The sequence below is a fragment of the Bacillus sp. JAS24-2 genome, from assembly GCF_008274905.1.
GTDB classification, from domain to species: Bacteria; Bacillota; Bacilli; order Bacillales; family Bacillaceae_G; genus Bacillus_A; species Bacillus_A cereus.
Map to the genome: position 1 here is coordinate 2,150,788 of NZ_CP031068.1, position 18,505 is coordinate 2,169,292.

The window sequence follows — 18,505 nt, forward strand, 5'->3', positions numbered from 1 at the left end:
AGGAGAAATGAATATGGAGGATAGATCAGGTTTAATTACGCATTATTTGAAAACCAATAAAACGCTCGAGGTTTTTTCAGAAATAGATACAGCTTATTTTCAATTAAATCACTTTGAAAAAGGCGAGCTCATTTGCAATATAGATGACGAAATGGATCGTTTATATTTTGTTGTTAAAGGTAAAGTAAAAGTTTATACGATTACACCTGAAGGGAAGAAACTAATTCTTCGCTTTATCAATCCATTGGCCATTGTTGGTGATATTGAACTAATTCAAAATAGCAAAGCACATAATGTCGTTGAGGCTTGTTCAGATGTTGTAGCAATCTCTATTTCTAATACGGTTATTAGAAACAAGTTATTACATGATCCTATATTTATAAAGTTCTTGCTTGAAAACATTGCGAACACGTTAAAAATATCGACTCGTTTTACTGCTCTTAATTTACTTTATCCTGTAGAAGTACGTGTAGCTAGTTATTTGCTTTCAATTTCAACAGATAGTAACGGGAATATGTATAAAGAGGATTTGTATGCAACTTCGGTAACGAGTATTGCGGATTTTATAGGGGTAAGTTATAGGCACATAATACGGGTATTACAAAGATTTTATAATGAAAAATTAATTGAAAAGAGTAATGGAGTTATTGTAATTAAAGATTTTTGTAGAATGAAGGAAGTCGCTAAAGATAATATATATGAGCAATGAAAGGGAGGGGTAGATTTTGATTGGATTTAGTTTAGCTATATTAGCAGGAATATTAATTAGCTTACAATCTGTTTTTAATGCAAAAGTAAATGAAAATGTAGGACAGTGGTTAACGACTACATGTGTCCTTGGAATAGGTCTCATTAGTTCTATTCTATTTTATATCATTACAGAAAACAGTATTAACATTAAAGTGTATACTACAAATTATTTGTTTTATGTAAGTGGACTGTTTGGCATCGGGTTAATTATTTGCATAATGGGTGCAATAAAGAGCTTAGGTCCAGCATATACAGTGCTAATTAGTCTTATTACTCAATTGGTTGTTGCGTTATGCATTGATACATTTGGATTATTTGGAATGGAGAGCATTCCATTACAAATAAATAAATTAGTTGGTATAGGTTTATTAATTGTGGGAGTAGGAATTTTTAAAAATCTATTTTTGAATAAGAAAGCTATTCATATAAATGAGGATAGTGTCTAAAGGATATAAAGGGGAAAAGTGTGAATGGTCAGAACTTATACATTTAGATAGTAATAAGTGAGCGATGAGGAGAGAGGATAAATGAATCAGTTAATGTTGCAAGATGGTGTACACTATTTGAAAATCAATGGGGTATTGCATTGGTGTAAAGTTGCAGGGGCAGCTCATAATACAGTTCCTCTCATTATTGTACATGGTGGTCCAGGTGGCAATCATTATGTATTCGAAAGAACACTTGGGTTGAGGTTAGAAGAAAATATGACTGTTGTTTATTATGAACAAAGAGGATGTGGTAGAAGTGAGGCACCACAAGATGACGGTGAGTACTCAATCAATACTCTAGTCGAAGATTTAGAGGAATTAAGAAAGCAATTACATGTAGAGAAGATAAATTTGTTAGGATATTCTTTTGGTGGACAACTTTGTTTAGAGTATGCTTTGAAATATCCGAAAAATGTTGAACAAATGGTATTACAAGCACCATCGTTAGATGATTTAAATGATATGTATACTGTGCAGATAGAAGGTTTTCTACAAGTAACGAAAGGAGAAATGAAAGAAGAAATATTGATAATAAGTAAGTCAGAAATTCCTTTAAAAGAAAGGTATAATCAAGTTTGGAGTATAGTTGATACAAAAGCTGTAGATCGATTATTGTTTAAAAATGAAGAATTTGCAAAGCTAAATCGGAGTCTTTGGGAGGAAAGTCAGTTAAGTAATACAGGGAAGATGAGCAAAGTTATTTTTGGAACAAAATCATCTTTACCGCTTATTGAGCGTATTAAAGGTTTAGAAATTGATACGTGTGTCATAGTTGGAGCGCATGACTATAACACGGGTGTAGGAATGAGTTATAGAATAACGAGACAATTGAAAAATGGTAAACTTGTTATATTTGAAAATAGTGGACATTTCCCAGATATCGAGGAGACGGATAAAGTATGTGAAACAATTATTGAGTTTTTGGAATAAAAGGGGGATATTAAGGTCGAACCGAATTAATAGAGTTGAATTGGTTATTGGGATATTAAATCATGTAATATGCTAATTGTTTACTTGTAATTGAGGAAGAATCAATTAGTGTATTTGGAAAATAAGTAAAAAAGACCTCGTAAGGTGGAGGTCTTCTTGATTTATTATTTAATATTTTGAACTTATATGAACTGAAGTAGAAGAGTATGATAAGCAATTTCAGGGAACGAGAATATAACCGAATATAAAATATTACTAAACGTATATAACTAATGAATACAATGTCTTTTTCAGTTATTAAGTTGTAAATCATTTTATGATAAAATCTTTTACATAATTTAATAAAGGGGTAGTATTCAATGGGTTATTTCTCAAATGGTTTATTAGTTTTGTTTGTGCTAATCGTATGCAGTTGTATATTTTTTGGTTGATAATATAATGAGAGTCTTATATAAAAGAAGTTATCTTAAGTGAGATAACTTCTTTTTATTTTATATTGAGAAGGAATTCTATCTCTCTTATTGAAGTTTGTTCTAGTTATTTTTACATCGATCAGATTTGTGTAAAGGGAATTTTATGAAATATAAACAAGCCAGAGAATAGGGAGTATTTACATGGAAAATAGTATACGCTACACAAGTGAACATCCTACAGATTTTAATGGATTATTATCCTTATACGAATCTTTAGGATGGAATTCTCTTAAATTAACGGTTAACGAGTTAGAACGAATGTGTAAGCAAAGTTGGTATGCAATTTATGTTTTTGATGATAAGAGGTTAGTAGGGATGGGGCGTGTCATATCAGATGGAGTAATAACAGGCATTATTTGTGGAGTTGGTGTATTGCTAAAATATCAGTCTAGTGGCATCGGAAAAGAAATAGTGAAACGATTAATCCAGCACTGTGAACAAAACAAGGTTATTCCACAACTTATGTGTGTAGAAAAATTGCAATCTTACTATGAATCTATAGGGTTTGAGGCATTCTCTATTGGGATGACAAAACATATTATAAGATAGAGGTGCTTTATCCTGCTATTTGTCGGGTAGTAAAACCCCACGGATTAAAGTTTCACTTTATATTTTCAGTTTACTTGTACATATTTTCAAACTTCAACATAAAGGAGAATGGCTGTATGGAGATTGCTAAAGGAGTAGAAATGTTACAACTTGAATTTCAAGAATTTGTTATTCATCCAATTCTTTTATGGAATGATGAAATGGCAGTATTAATAGATACGGGTTTCCCAGGACAAATTGAAGATATACAAGTAAAGATGGAAAAGGTTGGGGTATCATTTGATAAGTTAAAAGTCGTGATTTTGACGCATCAGGATATTGATCATATAGGTAGTCTTCCAGAATTGTTGCAGCGCTGTCGAAGTAATATTAAAGTTTATGCGCACGAACTAGATAAGCCATATATCGAGGGGGGATTTACCTTTATTGAAGGACGGAAATGTAGAGAACCGACCAAAAGGAAAAGTGAGTGATACTGTGATTGACGGGTAAGAACTTCCGTATTGCGGTGGAATACTAATTCTTCATACTCCAGGGCATACTCCGGGTCATATTAGTTTATATTTGAAACAAAGCAAAATTTTTATTGCAGGAGACTCTATGTATAGTGTGAATGGGATGTTAGGAGGAATTCACGCCCCAACAACTATAAATATTAAGGAAGCAAAGCAGTCTTTGAAGAAGTATTTAAATTTACATATTGAATCTGTAGTTTGTTACCATGGGGGATTAAGTAAGGAGAATATAAATGTTCAACTTCAAAATTTGTAAAGTTAAAATGGAGTTTTTTGTTAAGTGACGTTGAAGTATAATCTGGTTATTAGTATATAAATAAATTATAAAAGAGCATGTTTGAAAAAATTCAAACATGCTCTTTTATTAAAGCAAATCAGTTTAATATGAATGACCTAATCCGTTCCAATAAAAAGAAACGATTTCTTGTGCCAATTCATCTATATTTGCAAGAATAGGATTGTGATTTTCATCTTTAAAATTCCCAATTGATAATAAAGATACGAAAGCATGAGCCGCAAATTTAGCGTTTCCTTTCGGAATTTCTCCGATGTGCATCGCATTATCGAGTGCTTTTTCTAGTACTTCATACATATTATCTTCAGCATTTTTTAATTGTTTCAATTGTTCTTCAGATAACGACAGTTTTGCATCTTTCATAAAATTTTTCATATCAATATCCATCGTTGCGTGTAAGTAAACTTTAGCGAAGTCTAATAATCTTTCTTCTAAAGTTTTGTTTGTAGAGAGTATTTGAGACATATTCTCACGTATACGTACCATCATTTCGATCATAGTAGCGGTAAATAAATCGGCTTTTGTTGAATAGTAATAGTAGACAGTTGCTTTCGTAACACCACAAACTTTTGCGACCTCATCCATAGAAACGACTTGATAATTTTGTGTAAGAAATAAGCGGGTTGCTACTTCTAAAATGGTTTCTTTTGTAGATTTTGTATTTTTATTTTGACGCGGCCTTCCGAGAGGACGTTGTTTTTGTTCCAAATACATTCGCTCCTGACATTTATGATTGAGATAATTATAACATAATTTTCAATCATTCTTGATTAATTAACCGACCAGTATATATAATTAATAATGGAGGAAAAAAGGAAGGTGGGTTTTTATGAAAAAGCACCCGTTACATATGTTAGGGAGGCTTGTAGCAGGGAGAAATACGCAGTGGATCACTTTATCGGTGTGGGTTCTTATTACATTATTACTTTCATTTACGTTACCACAAGTAAACAGTACGAAAGAACCGAATCCGAAAAATTTACCTGAAACAGCTATGTCACAGCAAGCGGAAGCGCTTATGAAAAAAGAGTTTCCGAATAATGCAGGGAATCCATTGTTAGTAGTATGGTATAGAGATGGTGGATTACAGTCACAGGATTATAAACTCATACAAGACGTTTATAAAGAGTTAAAAGCTAGTCCTTTAAAAGAACAATCAACGTTACCACCATTTGATACAATCCCAGAGCAAGTATTATTAAAAAGTGCGTCAAAAGATGGTACATCATTTGTTACACCGGTATTTTTTAATAAATCTGCTGGTACGGATATATTAAAAGGAAATCTTGAAGAGTTTAGAAAAATAGTGAATAGTAAGGTGGATGAAGATCCATTTAAACAAAAAATAAGTGAATCTGGTTTACATGTTCGATTATCAGGGCCTGTAGGTATTCAAACGGATGCAGTTAGTTTATTTAGTCAAGCAGATGTGAAATTGTTAGTGGCTACTGTACTACTAGTGTTAGTTTTGTTAATTTTACTGTATCGTTCACCAATTTTAGCGATTTTACCTATACTTGTTGTTGGCTTTGCATACGGTATTATTAGTCCTACACTCGGTTTTTTAGCTGATCACGGATGGATTAAAGTAGATGCCCAAGCGATATCAATTATGACAGTATTATTGTTTGGCGCTGGAACGGACTATTGTCTATTTTTAATTTCGAGATATAGAGAGTACTTGTTAGAAGAAGAAAGTAAATATAAAGCATTGCAACTTGCGATTAAAGCATCTGGCGGTGCAATAATAATGAGTGCGTTAACTGTTGTACTTGGATTAGGAACATTACTACTTGCTCATTATGGTGCCTTTCATCGATTTGCAGTACCATTTAGTGTTGCTGTATTTATAATGGGAATCGCGGCTTTAACGATTTTACCAGCACTATTATTAATTTTCGGTAGAATTGCATTTTTCCCGTTTATACCGAGAACAACTTCAATGAATGAGGAGTTTGCAAGAAAGAAAAAGAGGGCTGTAAAAGTTGGAAAATCAAAAGGCTCCTTTAGTAAAAAACTTGGAGATGTAGTAGTACGAAGACCGTGGACAATAATTATGCTAACTGTGTTTGTATTAGGTGGATTGGCTTCGTTCGTACCACGTATTCAATACACATATGACTTATTAGAATCGTTTCCAAAGGATATGCCTTCTCGCGAAGGGTTTACGTTAATTAGTGATCATTTCTCGGCTGGTGAACTAGCACCAGTAAAAGTGGTTGTTGATACGAAAGGAAAAGAGCTTCCTATTAAACAAGAACTAGAGAAATTTTCTTTCATAAATACAGTGAAAGAGCCAAAAGAGGGGAAAGAAAATAAGCAAATACAAATGTATGAAGTTTCTTTAGCGGAAAATCCATACTCAATTGAAGCGTTAGATCAAATTCCTAAATTGAAAAGTAATGTAGAAAAAGTATTAAAAGATGCTGGGATTAGTAATGCTGAAGAGCAATTGTGGATTGGTGGAGAAACAGCTTCATTATATGATACAAAGCAAATTACTGAACGTGATGAATCAGTAATTATTCCAGTAATGATTAGCATTATCGCTTTACTATTACTTGTCTACTTACGATCGGTTGTTGCGATGATTTATTTAATTGTAACTGTCGTTTTATCATTCTTCTCAGCGTTAGGAGCAGGATGGATATTGCTTCATTACGGTATGGGAGCGCCGGCCATTCAAGGTGCAATACCGTTGTACGCATTCGTATTTTTAGTTGCTTTAGGTGAAGATTATAATATCTTTATGGTTTCAGAAATATGGAAAAACAGAAAGACACAAAATCACTTGGATGCAGTAAAAAATGGTGTAATACAAACAGGTAGTGTTATTACATCGGCAGGTTTAATTTTAGCAGGAACTTTTGCAGTGTTAGGTACACTTCCAATTCAAGTATTAGTTCAATTTGGTATTGTAACTGCAATTGGCGTATTACTAGATACGTTTATCGTAAGACCGTTACTTGTACCCGCAATTACAGTTGTGTTAGGCCGATTTGCTTTTTGGCCAGGTAAACTTTCAAGAAAGAGTGAAGAAATACAAAAGGTGGATGCATAGTTAAAAAAGCCAAGGGTATTTTCCTTGGCTTTTTTCAATGTAGTTAATTAATTTTTTGAAGTCAAATCATCAGCTGCAGCGTGATCAGCATCTTCAATTGTTGTTTCAGGTATTCCGTATAAGCCGTTCATTGCTTGTTCTTCAATAGTAAGGTTTGCAGTATTATTATTTTGAATAGATGTAGTATTTTCAGTAACATTTTCTTTTTTATTCATATTTTTGTTATTCATGTATGTATCCTCCAAATTTCATTTGATTTATCTATAGTATGTGGATGGATTTCAAGAAATATGTGAATTGATTCTTACATATGTTATATAATTAAATAAATAATTAGGGTGAAATGTAAACTGTTAGGAGTGAACAATTATGGTGAAAGCAAGGGAAATAGCCTTCTAAAATAAAAAGAAAATTTTAGGAGGCTATTAGAATGAAGTTTCATGTAATTGATAGAGAAGATTGGAATAGAGAGCAGTATTTTGAGCATTATTTAAAGTTGAAATGTACATTTAGTATGACTGTTAATGTTGATATCACGATGTTATTAGAGGAAGTATATCAAAAGGGAATAAAATTTTATCCCGTTTTTATATATTTAATTTCTAGAGTAGTAAATAATCATAAAAAATTTCGAACATGTTTTAACGATGAAGGAGTTTTAGGCTATTGGGAGGAAATGATACCGAGTTATACAATCTTTCATAAAGATGATAAGTCTTTTTCAAGTATATGGACGGATTATTCAAGTGATTTCCGCACTTTCTATAAAAATTATGAAGACGATATGAGATGCTATGCTAGTGTTCATGGTCTTTTCACGAAAGAAAATATTCCTCCTAATGTATTTCCGATTTCTAGCATACCTTGGACTAGTTTTACTGGATTTAATCTTAATATTAATAATGATGAAAATTTTCTATTGCCAATTATAACTTGTGGGAAATATTTTAACGAAGGAAATAAGGTTATGTTACCAGTTTCATTGCAAGTACATCATTCGGTTTGTGATGGATATGATGCGAGTCAATTTATAGAAGATTTACAGCAGTTAAGTAACACTTGCAACGATTGGCTTAAGTAATATCTAATTTTTAATTATATAAAGTGAAACTTTAATCAGTGGGGTGTCAGCCCCCGCTGATTATTAGCCCGACCCCCACCTAACTTCTTTGCTTTCGCTGAATTTTGAGATGGGGGTCTTACTGCCCGGCAAATAGCGGAATAAAATTGAAAATGAATAAAAGAAGAGACCATGTTGATATTACATGGTCTCTTCTTTTATTCATTAATACTAAGTAATTGTGGAAAATATAGGATGATTTGTAGTTTAATAGTAAAGAGAGTGATTAGTATTAATTTTCTTTGTTTTTAAAATTTTAAGTATGTAAATGTTTAACAGGGGGGAATAAAGTGAAATTCGTAAGCATTGAAAAAGATGAAATCTTAATTGAGGATATGGCAAAATTGTATTGTAAAGTATTTGAGAAAATAAATTTCAATGAAATGATCGAGCGAATGAATAGGCATATAGAATATACAGGTTTTAAAGGTATAGTAGCAATAAATGATGAAAATGAAGTAGTTGGCTTTACTTATGGTTACCGCTCAATCGAGGGACAGTACTATAATCAATTAATGAGAGAAGCATTACATCTAGAGCAAGTAGACGAATGGTTGCAAGATTGTTTTGAATTTGTAGAGTTAGCAGTTCACCCACAATATCAAAATAAAGGTCTTGGAACGAAATTACATAATGAATTACTAGAAGGGCTTTCAAATAGAACGAGTGTTTTAACAACACAAATAAACAATGAAAAAGCACGTTCGTTATATGAAAGATTAGATTGGGTAAATGTTTTAGAGCCATTTCATCCAAGTAAAAATGATGTTCCATATGTAATAATGGGAAAAGTATTAAAAATAAAAGTGAATTGATAATTATGGCATTCACAAAATGGTTGGTTTGTAATAATGAAGGGGAAAACGAAAATGACGAGAATATCTATAGAAAAAGCTACAATTTTAGATGCTGAGAAATTAACAGAAATAATGAAAAGAACATTTGATGCAGAAGCAAAACAATGGCTATACGGCCAAGATGATGTCATTGATTATAACATTCAACCGCCAGGGTACTCTTCAGTTGAAATGATGGAATATTCCATTGAAGAATTGGATTCTTTCAAAGTTGTAATGGATAAAGAAATAATTGGAGGGATAATAGTTACGATTTCTGGTAAGTCGTACGGTCGAATTGATCGTATTTTTGTAGATCCTGTTTATCAAGGAAAAGGAATTGGATCACATGTTATGAAATTAATAGAAAAGGAATATCCAAACATAAAGATTTGGGATCTCGAAACATCTAGTAGACAAATTAATAATCATCACTTTTATAAAAAGATGGGCTACCAAATGATTTTTGAATCGGAAGATGAGTATTGTTACGTGAAAAGAATAAAAACAAGCTCAAACAAAGAGAGTGTAGTTACAAATAAAGATATGAAAAATAGTCAATACGAAAACTGTAATTTAGCGAATACAGGGTATTATCAAGTGAATTTAAAAAACAGTTCATTTGTTGGTAGCAATATAATAAATATGAATATGAGTAATTGTAATGTAAGTCAATCAAAGTTTAGAAATATAAATTTTAGATGGTCATCATATGCAGATTTAAATCTTTCTGGCAGTAAATTTAATTTGGTGACTTTAGGTGGAGTGCAATTTAAAAATACAAGTCTCGGAGATGAGAAGGAACCTATTGTATTCGATAAATGTGATTTGGAAGGCAGCACTATAAGTAATAGTAATCTGAAAAATATTGAAATAGAAAATTGTAATATAGTCGGCATGAAACTAAATGGTATTCCAATTGAAAATTTGCTTAATTTATATAACGAGGCGAAAAGTTAACCAAATCCATATAGTTGTTAATCTTTTTGGAAATTAAGTATTATATCGAAATAATTATGTAAAAATGACATAAAGAAATACGAGTGAGAAGGTCATTCATACACGTTTCTAGAATACACACAAACAAATATATTGTTATTTATATGGAGGAGAGAAAGATGGGGATCAACGTTAGAGCAGTAGAAATACAAGATGCTAGAGCAATTCATCGTATATGTATACAGGATGACGTTTTACCGTATATGGTTTTCTTACCTAGCATGCGTGTAGAAGCTATGGAAAATAGAATTCGAAATTTAGCACCAAATCAATTTGAATTTGTTGCAGAATATGATGGAGAAGTTGTTGGATTTGTAGGTTTAACACAAAGTCCGGGCCGAAGATCTCATTCAGGCGATTTATTCATTGGGGTAGACAGTGAATATCATAATAAAGGAATTGGGAAAGCACTTCTTATGAAGATGCTTGATCTGGCTGATAATTGGTTAATGTTAGAGAGAGTAGAACTAGGTGTGTTAGAAACGAATCCAAAAGCAAAAGCTTTATATGAAAAATTTGGATTTGTAGAAGAGGGAGTAAAGATAGGGAATTTGAAAGCTCACGGAAAGTTTATTAATGAAATTATGATGAGTCGTTTTAGACCGAATGGTTTAATTGTACATAATGAATAGTTAAAAGCATGACAGTATACTGTCATGCTTTTTCATTAGAATTTGGCTGTAATAAAAATAATACTAAACCAATAAAAATAACGGTAATTCCTAGTCCTTGTTGTAAAGAAATAGTCTCATGTAATATAAAGTACGCTAGCATACAAGTGCCAATTGTTTCACCTAAAATACTCATTGAAATTACAGTAGCACTCATCCATTTTAATAACCAATTAAAAATGGTTTGTCCTAAAATTGTAGCAATGAAAGCTAATCCAATAAAGCACAACCAAGTTTGTGTAGAGTAATGGATGAAAGATTCTTGTTGCATGAAAGCAAATATGCTAAGAAAGCCAGCACTACTTCCATAACTAATTACCGAATATGGTATAAGTGACAAATCTTTACGAACGTGTTGGCTAATGAAAAAATAAGCAGTAATGATACCGGCAGCGATAAATGCTAAAATATCTCCATATAAAGCTTCTCCACTAATTTTGAAATCTTGCCAGCCAATGATGATACTACCTGAAATAGCGATGAGGCAACCAATAACCGCTCCTTTCGTAAATCTCTCCTTAAATAAAAAATAACCACCAATCATTGAGAACAAAGGTTGTAACGTTACGATAACTGTAGAGCTTGCTACAGAAGTATATTGTAATGATTCAAACCATAGTACATAATGTGCAGCTAAAAATAGCCCAGATGTGAATCCGAATGTCCATTGTTTTTTCGTTAAAGTTTTTAGCTCATTTCGACTATTTTTATTAAATAGTAATAACGGTAACAGGATCAGTGTGGCAAAGAATAATCGGTAAAAAGCAATGATTGTCGCAGGAGCATCTGCCAATTTTACAAAAATTGCTGAAGTTGATAAGGCGAATACACCAAAAAATAAGATGAAATATGAAAGAATAGGTGATTTCAAAGTTTGTCCCTCCGATAGAATGTTTATTATAATAAACTTAATGCGATATAATGTACAAAAGTAAGTATATAAGTCCCGGAGATAATAGGAAAGGATTATTTGCCTTTGTTTAGTATGTCAGCACAAAGACAATGAAATATGCATTATGATGGACGAAAGGAAGTTTTACTATGATACATGATAGGCTTGGACAAACAGTATTAAGTTATCGTAAGAAAAATAATATGACAATTCGTGAATTTGCTGATTATGCAGGGATTAGTACATCACTAATTAGCCAAATTGAAAGAGGACATGCTAATCCTTCTTTAAATGTTTTGGAGTTAATTGCAAAAGCATTAAATGTACCGCTGTTTACACTTTTTATTAATGATATCGATACAGATTCGCTCATTTCTAAGAAAAAAGATCGAAAAAAAGTATATCGGGAAAACAATGATCACATTGTATATGATGTATTAACACCTGATTTTATGAAAGCACGTATTGAAATGTTAATGATGGATTTAAATAAACAAGCAAACACAACAGAAAGTCATTATTCCCATGAAGATAAGGAAGAGATTGCTGTTATTATGAAAGGGGAAGTGTACGTAGAATTGGAGGGAAAAGAATATTTTTTAGAAGAAGGCGATGTTGTACGTATTCCACCAAATGTGAAGCATCGATTTTTGAATAAAAGTGATGAATCGAATCACATTTTATTTGTACTGACACCATCTTTAGGGTGAAAATATAGTGATTTTAACTAGAGGAGAAAGAAAATGGAAAACAAAAGTATTTTAAAAGGCGGCCTTTCAATTATTTCTCAATGTAAAAAAGAAACAAATGATATTTGGCATGCGCATTTTGGAGCAGCTGCAATTGCCAGTTATTTTAATCATATAAAGAGAGCTCCAAATTATAAAGATATAACATTAGAAAAATTATTCATTCTTAATGAACGTCAATAATCTGTAAAAGAAAGCTTAATCTAGTTTCTTTTTTTGTTAGTAGTATATTATTTTTTCAAATATGTAAGATTTTACATGCGTATTTTACTTTTACTAATTATGTAAGTAGGCTATACTGAAATACATACATTTTATTTTTGGAGAGATGTAAAACGACATGGAATTAGCGAAATTGGAAAAAGTAATTGAAATAAAAAAAGAAGAACTTTTATATTTAGTATCGGATTATGGAATTCAACATGAAAAAGTATTGGCATTGAGTCAAGAACTAGACAAATTAATCAATTACTTTATGTTTTTAAAATAAAGAGAACTATGACGTGGTTTGTATATGTTATAGTTCTTTTTTATTAGGTAATTTGAAAATATATTCAAATATATTGTCTAATTTCTTACAGAATGCGCAACTTGCTAGTCGAATATAAGGACTTTTGGTTATAATAAAAAGGAATTATTAATTGTATCGGTTAGGAGCGCAGCACATATGAAAACAGTTGTTGTTATCGGTGGAGGTATAACGGGACTTTCTACTATGTTTTATTTAGAAAAATTAAAAAAGGATTATAATATCGATTTAAATTTAATTCTTATTGAGAAAGAAGAGTATTTAGGTGGTAAAATCCATAGTGTGGAAGAAAAGGATTTCATTATGGAGTCAGGAGCGGATTCAATCGTTGCTCGTAATGAATATGTTATGCCACTTGTAAAAGATTTAAATTTAGAAGATGAAATGGTATATAATGAAACGGGTATTTCTTACATATATTCTGAAAACATGTTACATCCGATTCCTTCTGATACTATATTTGGGATACCGATGAGCGCCCAGTCTTTGTTTAGCAGTACGCTAGTCTCAACGAAAGGGAAAATCGTAGCTTTAAAAGATTTCATAACGAAAAATAAAGAGTTTACGGAAGATACATCACTTGCTCTATTTTTAGAAAGTTTCTTAGGGAAAGAGTTAGTGGAAAGACAAATTGCTCCTGTACTTTCAGGCGTATATTCTGGTAAGTTGAATGAGCTTACAATGGCATCTACATTACCGTATTTACTGGATTATAAAAATAAGTATGGAAGTATTATTAAAGGTTTTGAAGAGAATAAAAAACAATTTCAATCAGCAGGAAATAAAAAATTCGTATCATTTAAAGGTGGATTATCTACGATAATTAATCGCTTAGAAGAAGTGCTCACTGAAACTGTCGTAAAAAAAGGTGCTATAACGACGGCTGTAAGTAAACAAGAAGATCGATATGAGATTTCTTTTGTAAATCATGAAACAATACAAGCTGATTATGTTGTTTTAGCAGCTCCGCATGATATAGCACAAACTTTATTACAGTCTAATGAGTTAAATGAGCAGTTTAATACATTTAAAAACTCATCTCTTATAAGTATTTACTTAGGATTTGACATACTAGATGAACAACTACCAGCTGACGGCACAGGGTTTATTGTAACGGAAAACAGTGATTTACATTGTGATGCTTGTACATGGACAAGTCGAAAGTGGAAACATACATCGGGTAAACAAAAATTATTAGTAAGAATGTTTTATAAGAGCACCAATCCGGTATATGAAACAATCAAAAATTATAGTGAAGAAGAATTAGTACGAGTAGCTTTATATGATATTGAAAAGAGTCTCGGAATTAAAGGTGAGCCAGAAGTAGTCGAAGTTACAAATTGGAAAGATTTAATGCCGAAATATCATTTAGAACATAATCAAACGGTTCAAGCATTGCAAGAAAAAATGACGAATCTTTATCCAAATGTATATTTAGCTGGTGCCTCATATTATGGTGTCGGAATTGGTGCGTGTATTGGAAATGGAAAGAATATAGCCAATGAAATAATGGCTACATTAAATAAATAATACTGTAGAATAAATAAAAACTGTTCCTTCAGCAAAATGGAGGAACAGTTTTTATTTATTTTATTTGAATGGAAATTGTATTGTTTTTTACATTGTTTTCTTTTAATGTTAATGTTATTTCTCCAGACTCTTTAAATGAATACGGTGATAGTTGATAAATATCTTTTATATCATGTTTTTCTTGTAATTTATTTACCGGTATTGATACGATATTTGGCTTCCATGTTTCTTGTTTTCCTGAAGGATATTCTATAAGTATTACCGGATTTTTTAACTGTATTGTTTTCCAAGAGACGAAATATAGTTGTACTTCTGTATCTTTTTTTAATAATTCTTCGGAGAAATAACCGAATTCGCCTACATTACCGAAAACAGTATAGTTTTGATTTTTTAATTTAATATCTAAATAACTAGGTTTATATGTTACCGCATGATAAGTTCCATATGAAAGTGAGAGTATGGCAGCGATTAAAATACCGATTGAAAATGTCCTAAAGCTATTACCTTTAAAGCTAGTCATCATGAATGAGTTTGGTGTGAATTTTTTTGCGAATAAAAAAATAAGTAATATGAGTAAGAGGGATAAGCCGATGAATATATACATAGGAAATCTTCACCTCCACAATAAAATAATATATTAACTATATTTTACCATAAATGTATGAGGTAGGTTGGTTGTTGAGAAGGAGAAAATGAAGAAACAATTTCTTTACAGTTCTTGATAATTTAAAATTCGATTTATGGAAATTATAGCGTCATGTTTGAGGTGCAATCAGAAGGTATCTAATTCGTGTATATAGAATTAAGAGAGAATGTGCCATTAGAAATGTTTGATTTATGGAACAATAAGGACTTTACTAATTATACATATTTTTTCTGATATAATGAATGAGTAGAGAGAAAGGAGTGATCCTATGGCATTTCCTATACTAGAAACAGAACGCTTACGTTTAGTTGAAATAGAACAATCTTATTGTCAAAAAATATATGAAATCTTTTCATTGGATGAAGTGACGTGTTACTACGGTATGAATTCTTTTACGGAGTTTGGACAAGCTTCACGTATGATCGAATCTTTTTCAAAAAATTACTTTAAGAAAAAGGCAATACGATGGGGAATTGTGTTAAAAGAAACGAACGTTTTAATAGGAACAATTGGACTAAACAATTTACAATTATGGAGTAAACGATCTGAGATTGGATATGATCTGCATCCTCGCTATTGGGGAAATGGTTATGCTTCAGAAGCAGCTGGAGAAATTATTAATTATGGATTTAAAGATTTAGGTTTGTTTAGAATTGGAGCTATTACATATCCTGAAAATGTTACTTCTTGTAGAATGTTATCTAAAATTGGCTTCCAAAAGGAAGGGCTATTGCGCGGATATATTCATCAAGGAAATAAGCAACACGATGCATTATTGTATTCTATAGTGCGAACTGATGTTGAGGACATAAATTTATAATAAAAAAACCTCTTAATTAAAAGAGGGTTTTTTTATTATAAATTAACCTAATTTAGGTAATAAACGTTCTCCGCTTTTCATGCTACTTTTACATAAAGGGCATTTAGGCTCTTCTTCAAATGAAAAGTTCTTTCTCATCCATCCTAAACAATCCTCTGATTCACATTCCCAAACAGGGGTTTGTTCTGGTGGTACTTCTGCTACATCGTTCTTTCGATTGCGATACATGTAACCACTCCTTTTATGTAAAAAATTTTAGTTATATATTAAAAAGGTTGTTAACCTTGCTGGTAACAACCTTTTTATTGTTTGAATTATAGCTTTACAACGTTTTTAGCTTGAGGTCCGCGGTTACCTTCTTCAACTTCAAAGCTAACTTCTTGACCTTCGTCAAGAGACTTGAAGCCGTCGCCAGTGATAGCTGAGAAGTGAACGAATACATCGTTACCGTCTGCAACTTCGATGAAACCGAAACCTTTTTCGCTGTTAAACCATTTTACTTTACCTGTTAATGTCATGGTAATGCCTCCTAAAAGTAGAAAAATTACAATATGATCGGCCTTATTTGAATGAAAATAAAATTTCACATATTATCAAAAACCCATAAGGAGTACAAACTGTCCCCGATTGATACTTGATAATATGCAAAGAAAATATAGTGTTAAATTGGCCTTAATTACTATTTTACAACAAATGGTGGGAAATAGCAAGTGCTGGTAATACCACTGAGTAATCTGGGTGATAATAGTAAAGGCACAAAGGCACCTCTTTTATTTATATATTATTCCTAATTGGGATTTATGCAAAATCATGTAAGAAAAACTTAGAGTAAATATTAATAATATATTTTTCGTGGTAAAATATGGTTGGTTACTGTTGGTAGTTAAATATTATAAAAGGAGAAAAGAAAGTGAAAAATAATTCATTTATAATAATTGAAGCAGCAAAAGCAGGGAGAAAAAAGGTCCATCCAGTCTTTGCTGTAATATTAGCCATTATATTTTTGACTTTAGGCGAACTTTTTATGTTATTTATGTTATTTTTACCGAAAGCTGAAACGATATTCATGAAAGGTATTTATGACAATGTTAGAATGGTGTTAACGTTTGGCGGAGCTATATTTATTTTATTTATATGGGTTCGTTTTGTAGAAAAAAGACCTTTTTCATCCATTGGCTTTTGGAAAGAGAAATGGATGAGAAAGTATTTAAAAGGTGCGTTAATAGGGTTTTTATTTATTTCAACGCCAGTTATTCTACTATTATTAATGGGGAGTGTGAAATTGCAAGTACAACATATTACCTCAACAGTGATAGTAGGAATAGTAGGATCTCTAGTTGCATTTTTAATACAAGGGGCAACGGAAGAAATTATTGTACGAGGTTGGTTATTCCCGGTTCTTTCTGTTAGAAGTCGTATATGGGTTGGAATAATTGTAACTTCATTTTTATTTGGATTTCTTCATCTACTTAATCCAGGAATTACAATATTATCTATATCGAATATAATATTAGTGGGTGTTTTCGCAGCTTTATATGTATTGAAAGAAGACGGTCTGTGGGGAATATGTGCATGGCACTCAATTTGGAACTGGGCTCAATATAATGTATATGGTTTTGCAGTTAGTGGCACAACTGTATATTCTACTCCAATTTTTAAGTCTATAACAAATGGACCAGAAACATTGCATGGAGGCACGTTCGGAATTGAAGGTAGTATCATTACAACAATCATGCTCACTGTCGCTTCAATTGTTTTATGGAGAAAGTTATGGGGAAGAAAAGCGAAACAACGAAATTTTAGTTAATGAAAGAGGGAGAAACTATGGGGATAATAGCATTTGAGGGAGCAAGCGCTGTTGGTAAAAGTACCACGTGCCGTGAATTAGAAAAGAATTATGGTGCTTATATAATACCTGAAGTGAATTCTTTATTTGAAAGGCCAAAAAATGAACATAGAACATGGTATTTTGAAAAACAAGTTGAGCGCTGGAATATAGCTGTTCAGAAGTCAAAGCAATATGAATTAGTAATACTCGATGGCGATATTTATCAGCCACTTAGTTATAATTGGTGTTTTCATTTTGATATATTTAATCAGCCATTATCTTTAATAGAAAATTTTTATAAAGAAAAGATGATAAATAGGGAAATTGGCTTTCCGGATCAATATTTTTATTTATATACGAACGATGAAGAACTTAGAAAACGGAAAGTATCTGATGAAACGAAAAGAAGGAGAAACTTTGAAAAACATTTACATATATCAAAATCGTTTCAGCGTTATTATGAAAATTTAAATACTGTTACAGATGGGTATTGTAAATTAATTGAGGCAAAAAGTGTAAGAAATAATGAATTAGAAATAGTGAGAAACTCACAAAATTTGAACGTGTGTGAAGAAAGACGTTTTGATGTTTCGAAGTTAGATGCTATTACGAAGTGGTTAAAAGAAAATCGTGCATAAAGTAAAAACAACGAGTGTTGTAGAACGCGCTCGTTGTTTTTTTGTTTCTTTATAAATATAAAGGAAAAATTTGTAGAATATTTTCATTATTTAACAGAATAATCTTTCAATTTTAAAGAAAAAGAAATACAATATGAGGAAGTATATATAAATAATATGATAGGGGATGGGATGCGATATTTTGAA

General features: G+C 31.6%; 22 protein-coding genes and 1 pseudogene. 17 read left to right on the top strand and 6 right to left on the bottom strand.

The window, feature by feature from the left end; translation table 11 throughout:
* Positions 1-13: 13 nt before the first annotated feature.
* The 5 genes and pseudogenes from DN407_RS11220 (at position 14) to DN407_RS11240 (ending at position 3,961) form a co-directional block, all read left to right on the top strand.
* Positions 14-709 carry a Crp/Fnr family transcriptional regulator gene (locus DN407_RS11220; RefSeq protein ID WP_139848373.1) on the top strand — a complete coding sequence of 232 codons (696 nt, stop codon included), beginning with the start codon at positions 14-16 and terminating at the stop codon, positions 707-709.
* Positions 710-725: 16 nt separating this feature from the next.
* On the top strand, positions 726-1,196 hold the full coding sequence (locus DN407_RS11225) for a DMT family transporter (RefSeq protein WP_098295744.1): 471 nt from the start codon (positions 726-728) through the stop codon (positions 1,194-1,196).
* 81 nt (positions 1,197-1,277) lie between these two features.
* Positions 1,278-2,168, top strand: coding sequence for an alpha/beta fold hydrolase (locus DN407_RS11230; RefSeq protein WP_001072688.1), 891 nt, complete (start codon positions 1,278-1,280; stop codon positions 2,166-2,168).
* A 614-nt stretch (positions 2,169-2,782) separates the two neighbouring features.
* Positions 2,783-3,190: a GNAT family N-acetyltransferase gene (locus DN407_RS11235; RefSeq protein WP_149216252.1), complete on the top strand. Its 408-nt coding sequence runs from the start codon at positions 2,783-2,785 to the stop codon at positions 3,188-3,190.
* Positions 3,191-3,306: 116 nt separating this feature from the next.
* Positions 3,307-3,961 (top strand): annotated as a pseudogene (locus tag DN407_RS11240) (MBL fold metallo-hydrolase).
* Positions 3,962-4,084: 123 nt separating this feature from the next.
* Here the strand turns inward: DN407_RS11240 and DN407_RS11245 are convergent.
* Positions 4,085-4,708, bottom strand: coding sequence for a TetR/AcrR family transcriptional regulator (locus tag DN407_RS11245; protein ID WP_000436025.1), 624 nt, complete (start codon positions 4,706-4,708; stop codon positions 4,085-4,087).
* Positions 4,709-4,829: 121 nt separating this feature from the next.
* On the opposite strand from DN407_RS11245, the gene DN407_RS11250 reads away from it, so the two are divergent.
* Positions 4,830-7,061 (top strand): MMPL family transporter, encoded by a 2,232-nt coding sequence (locus tag DN407_RS11250; RefSeq protein ID WP_000716589.1) that lies wholly within the window; start codon positions 4,830-4,832, stop codon positions 7,059-7,061.
* Positions 7,062-7,108: 47 nt separating this feature from the next.
* Here DN407_RS11250 and DN407_RS11255 read toward each other — a convergent pair whose 3' ends face one another.
* A complete protein-coding gene (locus DN407_RS11255) occupies positions 7,109-7,291 on the bottom strand; it encodes a DUF4021 domain-containing protein (RefSeq protein ID WP_149216253.1) in 183 nt (60 codons plus the stop codon).
* 200 nt (positions 7,292-7,491) lie between these two features.
* On the opposite strand from DN407_RS11255, the gene catA reads away from it, so the two are divergent.
* The 4 genes from catA to DN407_RS11275 all read left to right on the top strand — a co-directional run bounded on the left by catA (position 7,492) and on the right by DN407_RS11275 (position 10,648).
* Positions 7,492-8,142: a type A chloramphenicol O-acetyltransferase gene (catA, locus tag DN407_RS11260; RefSeq protein WP_000668532.1), complete on the top strand. Its 651-nt coding sequence runs from the start codon at positions 7,492-7,494 to the stop codon at positions 8,140-8,142.
* A gap of 329 nt (positions 8,143-8,471) precedes the next feature.
* Positions 8,472-8,996 carry a GNAT family N-acetyltransferase gene (locus DN407_RS11265; RefSeq protein ID WP_000673961.1) on the top strand — a complete coding sequence of 175 codons (525 nt, stop codon included), beginning with the start codon at positions 8,472-8,474 and terminating at the stop codon, positions 8,994-8,996.
* 36 nt (positions 8,997-9,032) lie between these two features.
* A complete protein-coding gene (locus tag DN407_RS11270) occupies positions 9,033-9,977 on the top strand; it encodes a GNAT family N-acetyltransferase (RefSeq protein WP_002061342.1) in 945 nt (314 codons plus the stop codon).
* A 158-nt stretch (positions 9,978-10,135) separates the two neighbouring features.
* On the top strand, positions 10,136-10,648 hold the full coding sequence (locus DN407_RS11275) for a GNAT family N-acetyltransferase (RefSeq protein WP_000512617.1): 513 nt from the start codon (positions 10,136-10,138) through the stop codon (positions 10,646-10,648).
* Positions 10,649-10,670: 22 nt separating this feature from the next.
* Here DN407_RS11275 and DN407_RS11280 read toward each other — a convergent pair whose 3' ends face one another.
* Positions 10,671-11,558, bottom strand: a complete 888-nt coding sequence (locus DN407_RS11280) for a DMT family transporter (protein ID WP_000841812.1) — start codon at positions 11,556-11,558, stop codon at positions 10,671-10,673.
* A gap of 170 nt (positions 11,559-11,728) precedes the next feature.
* Between DN407_RS11280 and DN407_RS11285 the strand changes: the two genes are divergently transcribed.
* The 4 genes from DN407_RS11285 to DN407_RS11300 all read left to right on the top strand — a co-directional run bounded on the left by DN407_RS11285 (position 11,729) and on the right by DN407_RS11300 (position 14,387).
* Positions 11,729-12,289 carry a helix-turn-helix domain-containing protein gene (locus DN407_RS11285; RefSeq protein ID WP_000581029.1) on the top strand — a complete coding sequence of 187 codons (561 nt, stop codon included), beginning with the start codon at positions 11,729-11,731 and terminating at the stop codon, positions 12,287-12,289.
* Positions 12,290-12,322: 33 nt separating this feature from the next.
* Positions 12,323-12,511: a hypothetical protein gene (locus tag DN407_RS11290; protein WP_058839124.1), complete on the top strand. Its 189-nt coding sequence runs from the start codon at positions 12,323-12,325 to the stop codon at positions 12,509-12,511.
* 157 nt (positions 12,512-12,668) lie between these two features.
* A complete protein-coding gene (locus DN407_RS11295) occupies positions 12,669-12,818 on the top strand; it encodes an aspartyl-phosphate phosphatase Spo0E family protein (RefSeq protein WP_000417698.1) in 150 nt (49 codons plus the stop codon).
* Between the two features lie 177 nt (positions 12,819-12,995).
* Complete coding sequence (locus DN407_RS11300; protein WP_149216254.1) at positions 12,996-14,387, top strand: protoporphyrinogen oxidase; 1,392 nt, start codon at positions 12,996-12,998, stop codon at positions 14,385-14,387.
* A gap of 55 nt (positions 14,388-14,442) precedes the next feature.
* Here the strand turns inward: DN407_RS11300 and DN407_RS11305 are convergent, their stop codons facing one another.
* Positions 14,443-14,991 (bottom strand): hypothetical protein, encoded by a 549-nt coding sequence (locus DN407_RS11305; protein ID WP_149216255.1) that lies wholly within the window; start codon positions 14,989-14,991, stop codon positions 14,443-14,445.
* Between the two features lie 310 nt (positions 14,992-15,301).
* Here DN407_RS11305 and DN407_RS11310 point away from each other — a divergent pair, with 310 nt between their 5' ends.
* Positions 15,302-15,853: a GNAT family N-acetyltransferase gene (locus DN407_RS11310; RefSeq protein WP_074595818.1), complete on the top strand. Its 552-nt coding sequence runs from the start codon at positions 15,302-15,304 to the stop codon at positions 15,851-15,853.
* A 42-nt stretch (positions 15,854-15,895) separates the two neighbouring features.
* Here DN407_RS11310 and DN407_RS11315 read toward each other — a convergent pair whose 3' ends face one another.
* Positions 15,896-16,081: a cold-shock protein gene (locus DN407_RS11315; protein ID WP_000286203.1), complete on the bottom strand. Its 186-nt coding sequence runs from the start codon at positions 16,079-16,081 to the stop codon at positions 15,896-15,898.
* 86 nt (positions 16,082-16,167) lie between these two features.
* The gene (gene cspD, locus DN407_RS11320) at positions 16,168-16,371 is read right to left on the bottom strand and encodes a cold-shock protein CspD (RefSeq protein ID WP_000176366.1); all 204 of its coding nucleotides are present in this window, start codon (positions 16,369-16,371) and stop codon (positions 16,168-16,170) included.
* A gap of 392 nt (positions 16,372-16,763) precedes the next feature.
* Between cspD and DN407_RS11325 the strand changes: the two genes are divergently transcribed.
* Both DN407_RS11325 and DN407_RS11330 read left to right on the top strand, forming a co-directional pair.
* Positions 16,764-17,660: a CPBP family intramembrane glutamic endopeptidase gene (locus DN407_RS11325; RefSeq protein WP_000794817.1), complete on the top strand. Its 897-nt coding sequence runs from the start codon at positions 16,764-16,766 to the stop codon at positions 17,658-17,660.
* Positions 17,660-18,319, top strand: coding sequence for a nucleoside/nucleotide kinase family protein (locus tag DN407_RS11330; RefSeq protein WP_002005064.1), 660 nt, complete (start codon positions 17,660-17,662; stop codon positions 18,317-18,319). Before DN407_RS11325 ends, DN407_RS11330 begins: the two co-directional genes overlap by 1 nt.
* Positions 18,320-18,505: the final 186 nt, after the last annotated feature.

Excerpts from the sequence above, each read along its gene's own strand:
- DN407_RS11300 (WP_149216254.1), top strand. The coding sequence starts at position 12,996 with ATGAAAACAGTTGTTGTTATCGGTGGAGGTATAACGGGACTTTCTACT.
- DN407_RS11220 (WP_139848373.1), top strand. The coding sequence starts at position 14 with ATGGAGGATAGATCAGGTTTAATTACGCATTATTTGAAAACCAATAAA.
- DN407_RS11285 (WP_000581029.1), top strand. The coding sequence starts at position 11,729 with ATGATACATGATAGGCTTGGACAAACAGTATTAAGTTATCGTAAGAAA.
- DN407_RS11230 (WP_001072688.1), top strand. The coding sequence starts at position 1,278 with ATGAATCAGTTAATGTTGCAAGATGGTGTACACTATTTGAAAATCAAT.
- DN407_RS11295 (WP_000417698.1), top strand. The coding sequence starts at position 12,669 with ATGGAATTAGCGAAATTGGAAAAAGTAATTGAAATAAAAAAAGAAGAA.
- DN407_RS11270 (WP_002061342.1), top strand. The coding sequence starts at position 9,033 with ATGAAGGGGAAAACGAAAATGACGAGAATATCTATAGAAAAAGCTACA.
- DN407_RS11330 (WP_002005064.1), top strand. The coding sequence starts at position 17,660 with ATGAAAGAGGGAGAAACTATGGGGATAATAGCATTTGAGGGAGCAAGC.
- DN407_RS11290 (WP_058839124.1), top strand. The coding sequence starts at position 12,323 with ATGGAAAACAAAAGTATTTTAAAAGGCGGCCTTTCAATTATTTCTCAA.
- cspD (WP_000176366.1), bottom strand. The coding sequence starts at position 16,371 with ATGACATTAACAGGTAAAGTAAAATGGTTTAACAGCGAAAAAGGTTTC.
- DN407_RS11305 (WP_149216255.1), bottom strand. The coding sequence starts at position 14,991 with ATGTATATATTCATCGGCTTATCCCTCTTACTCATATTACTTATTTTT.
- catA (WP_000668532.1), top strand. The coding sequence starts at position 7,492 with ATGAAGTTTCATGTAATTGATAGAGAAGATTGGAATAGAGAGCAGTAT.
- DN407_RS11255 (WP_149216253.1), bottom strand. The coding sequence starts at position 7,291 with ATGAATAACAAAAATATGAATAAAAAAGAAAATGTTACTGAAAATACT.
- DN407_RS11310 (WP_074595818.1), top strand. The coding sequence starts at position 15,302 with ATGGCATTTCCTATACTAGAAACAGAACGCTTACGTTTAGTTGAAATA.
- DN407_RS11250 (WP_000716589.1), top strand. The coding sequence starts at position 4,830 with ATGAAAAAGCACCCGTTACATATGTTAGGGAGGCTTGTAGCAGGGAGA.
- DN407_RS11235 (WP_149216252.1), top strand. The coding sequence starts at position 2,783 with ATGGAAAATAGTATACGCTACACAAGTGAACATCCTACAGATTTTAAT.
- DN407_RS11315 (WP_000286203.1), bottom strand. The coding sequence starts at position 16,081 with ATGTATCGCAATCGAAAGAACGATGTAGCAGAAGTACCACCAGAACAA.
- DN407_RS11275 (WP_000512617.1), top strand. The coding sequence starts at position 10,136 with ATGGGGATCAACGTTAGAGCAGTAGAAATACAAGATGCTAGAGCAATT.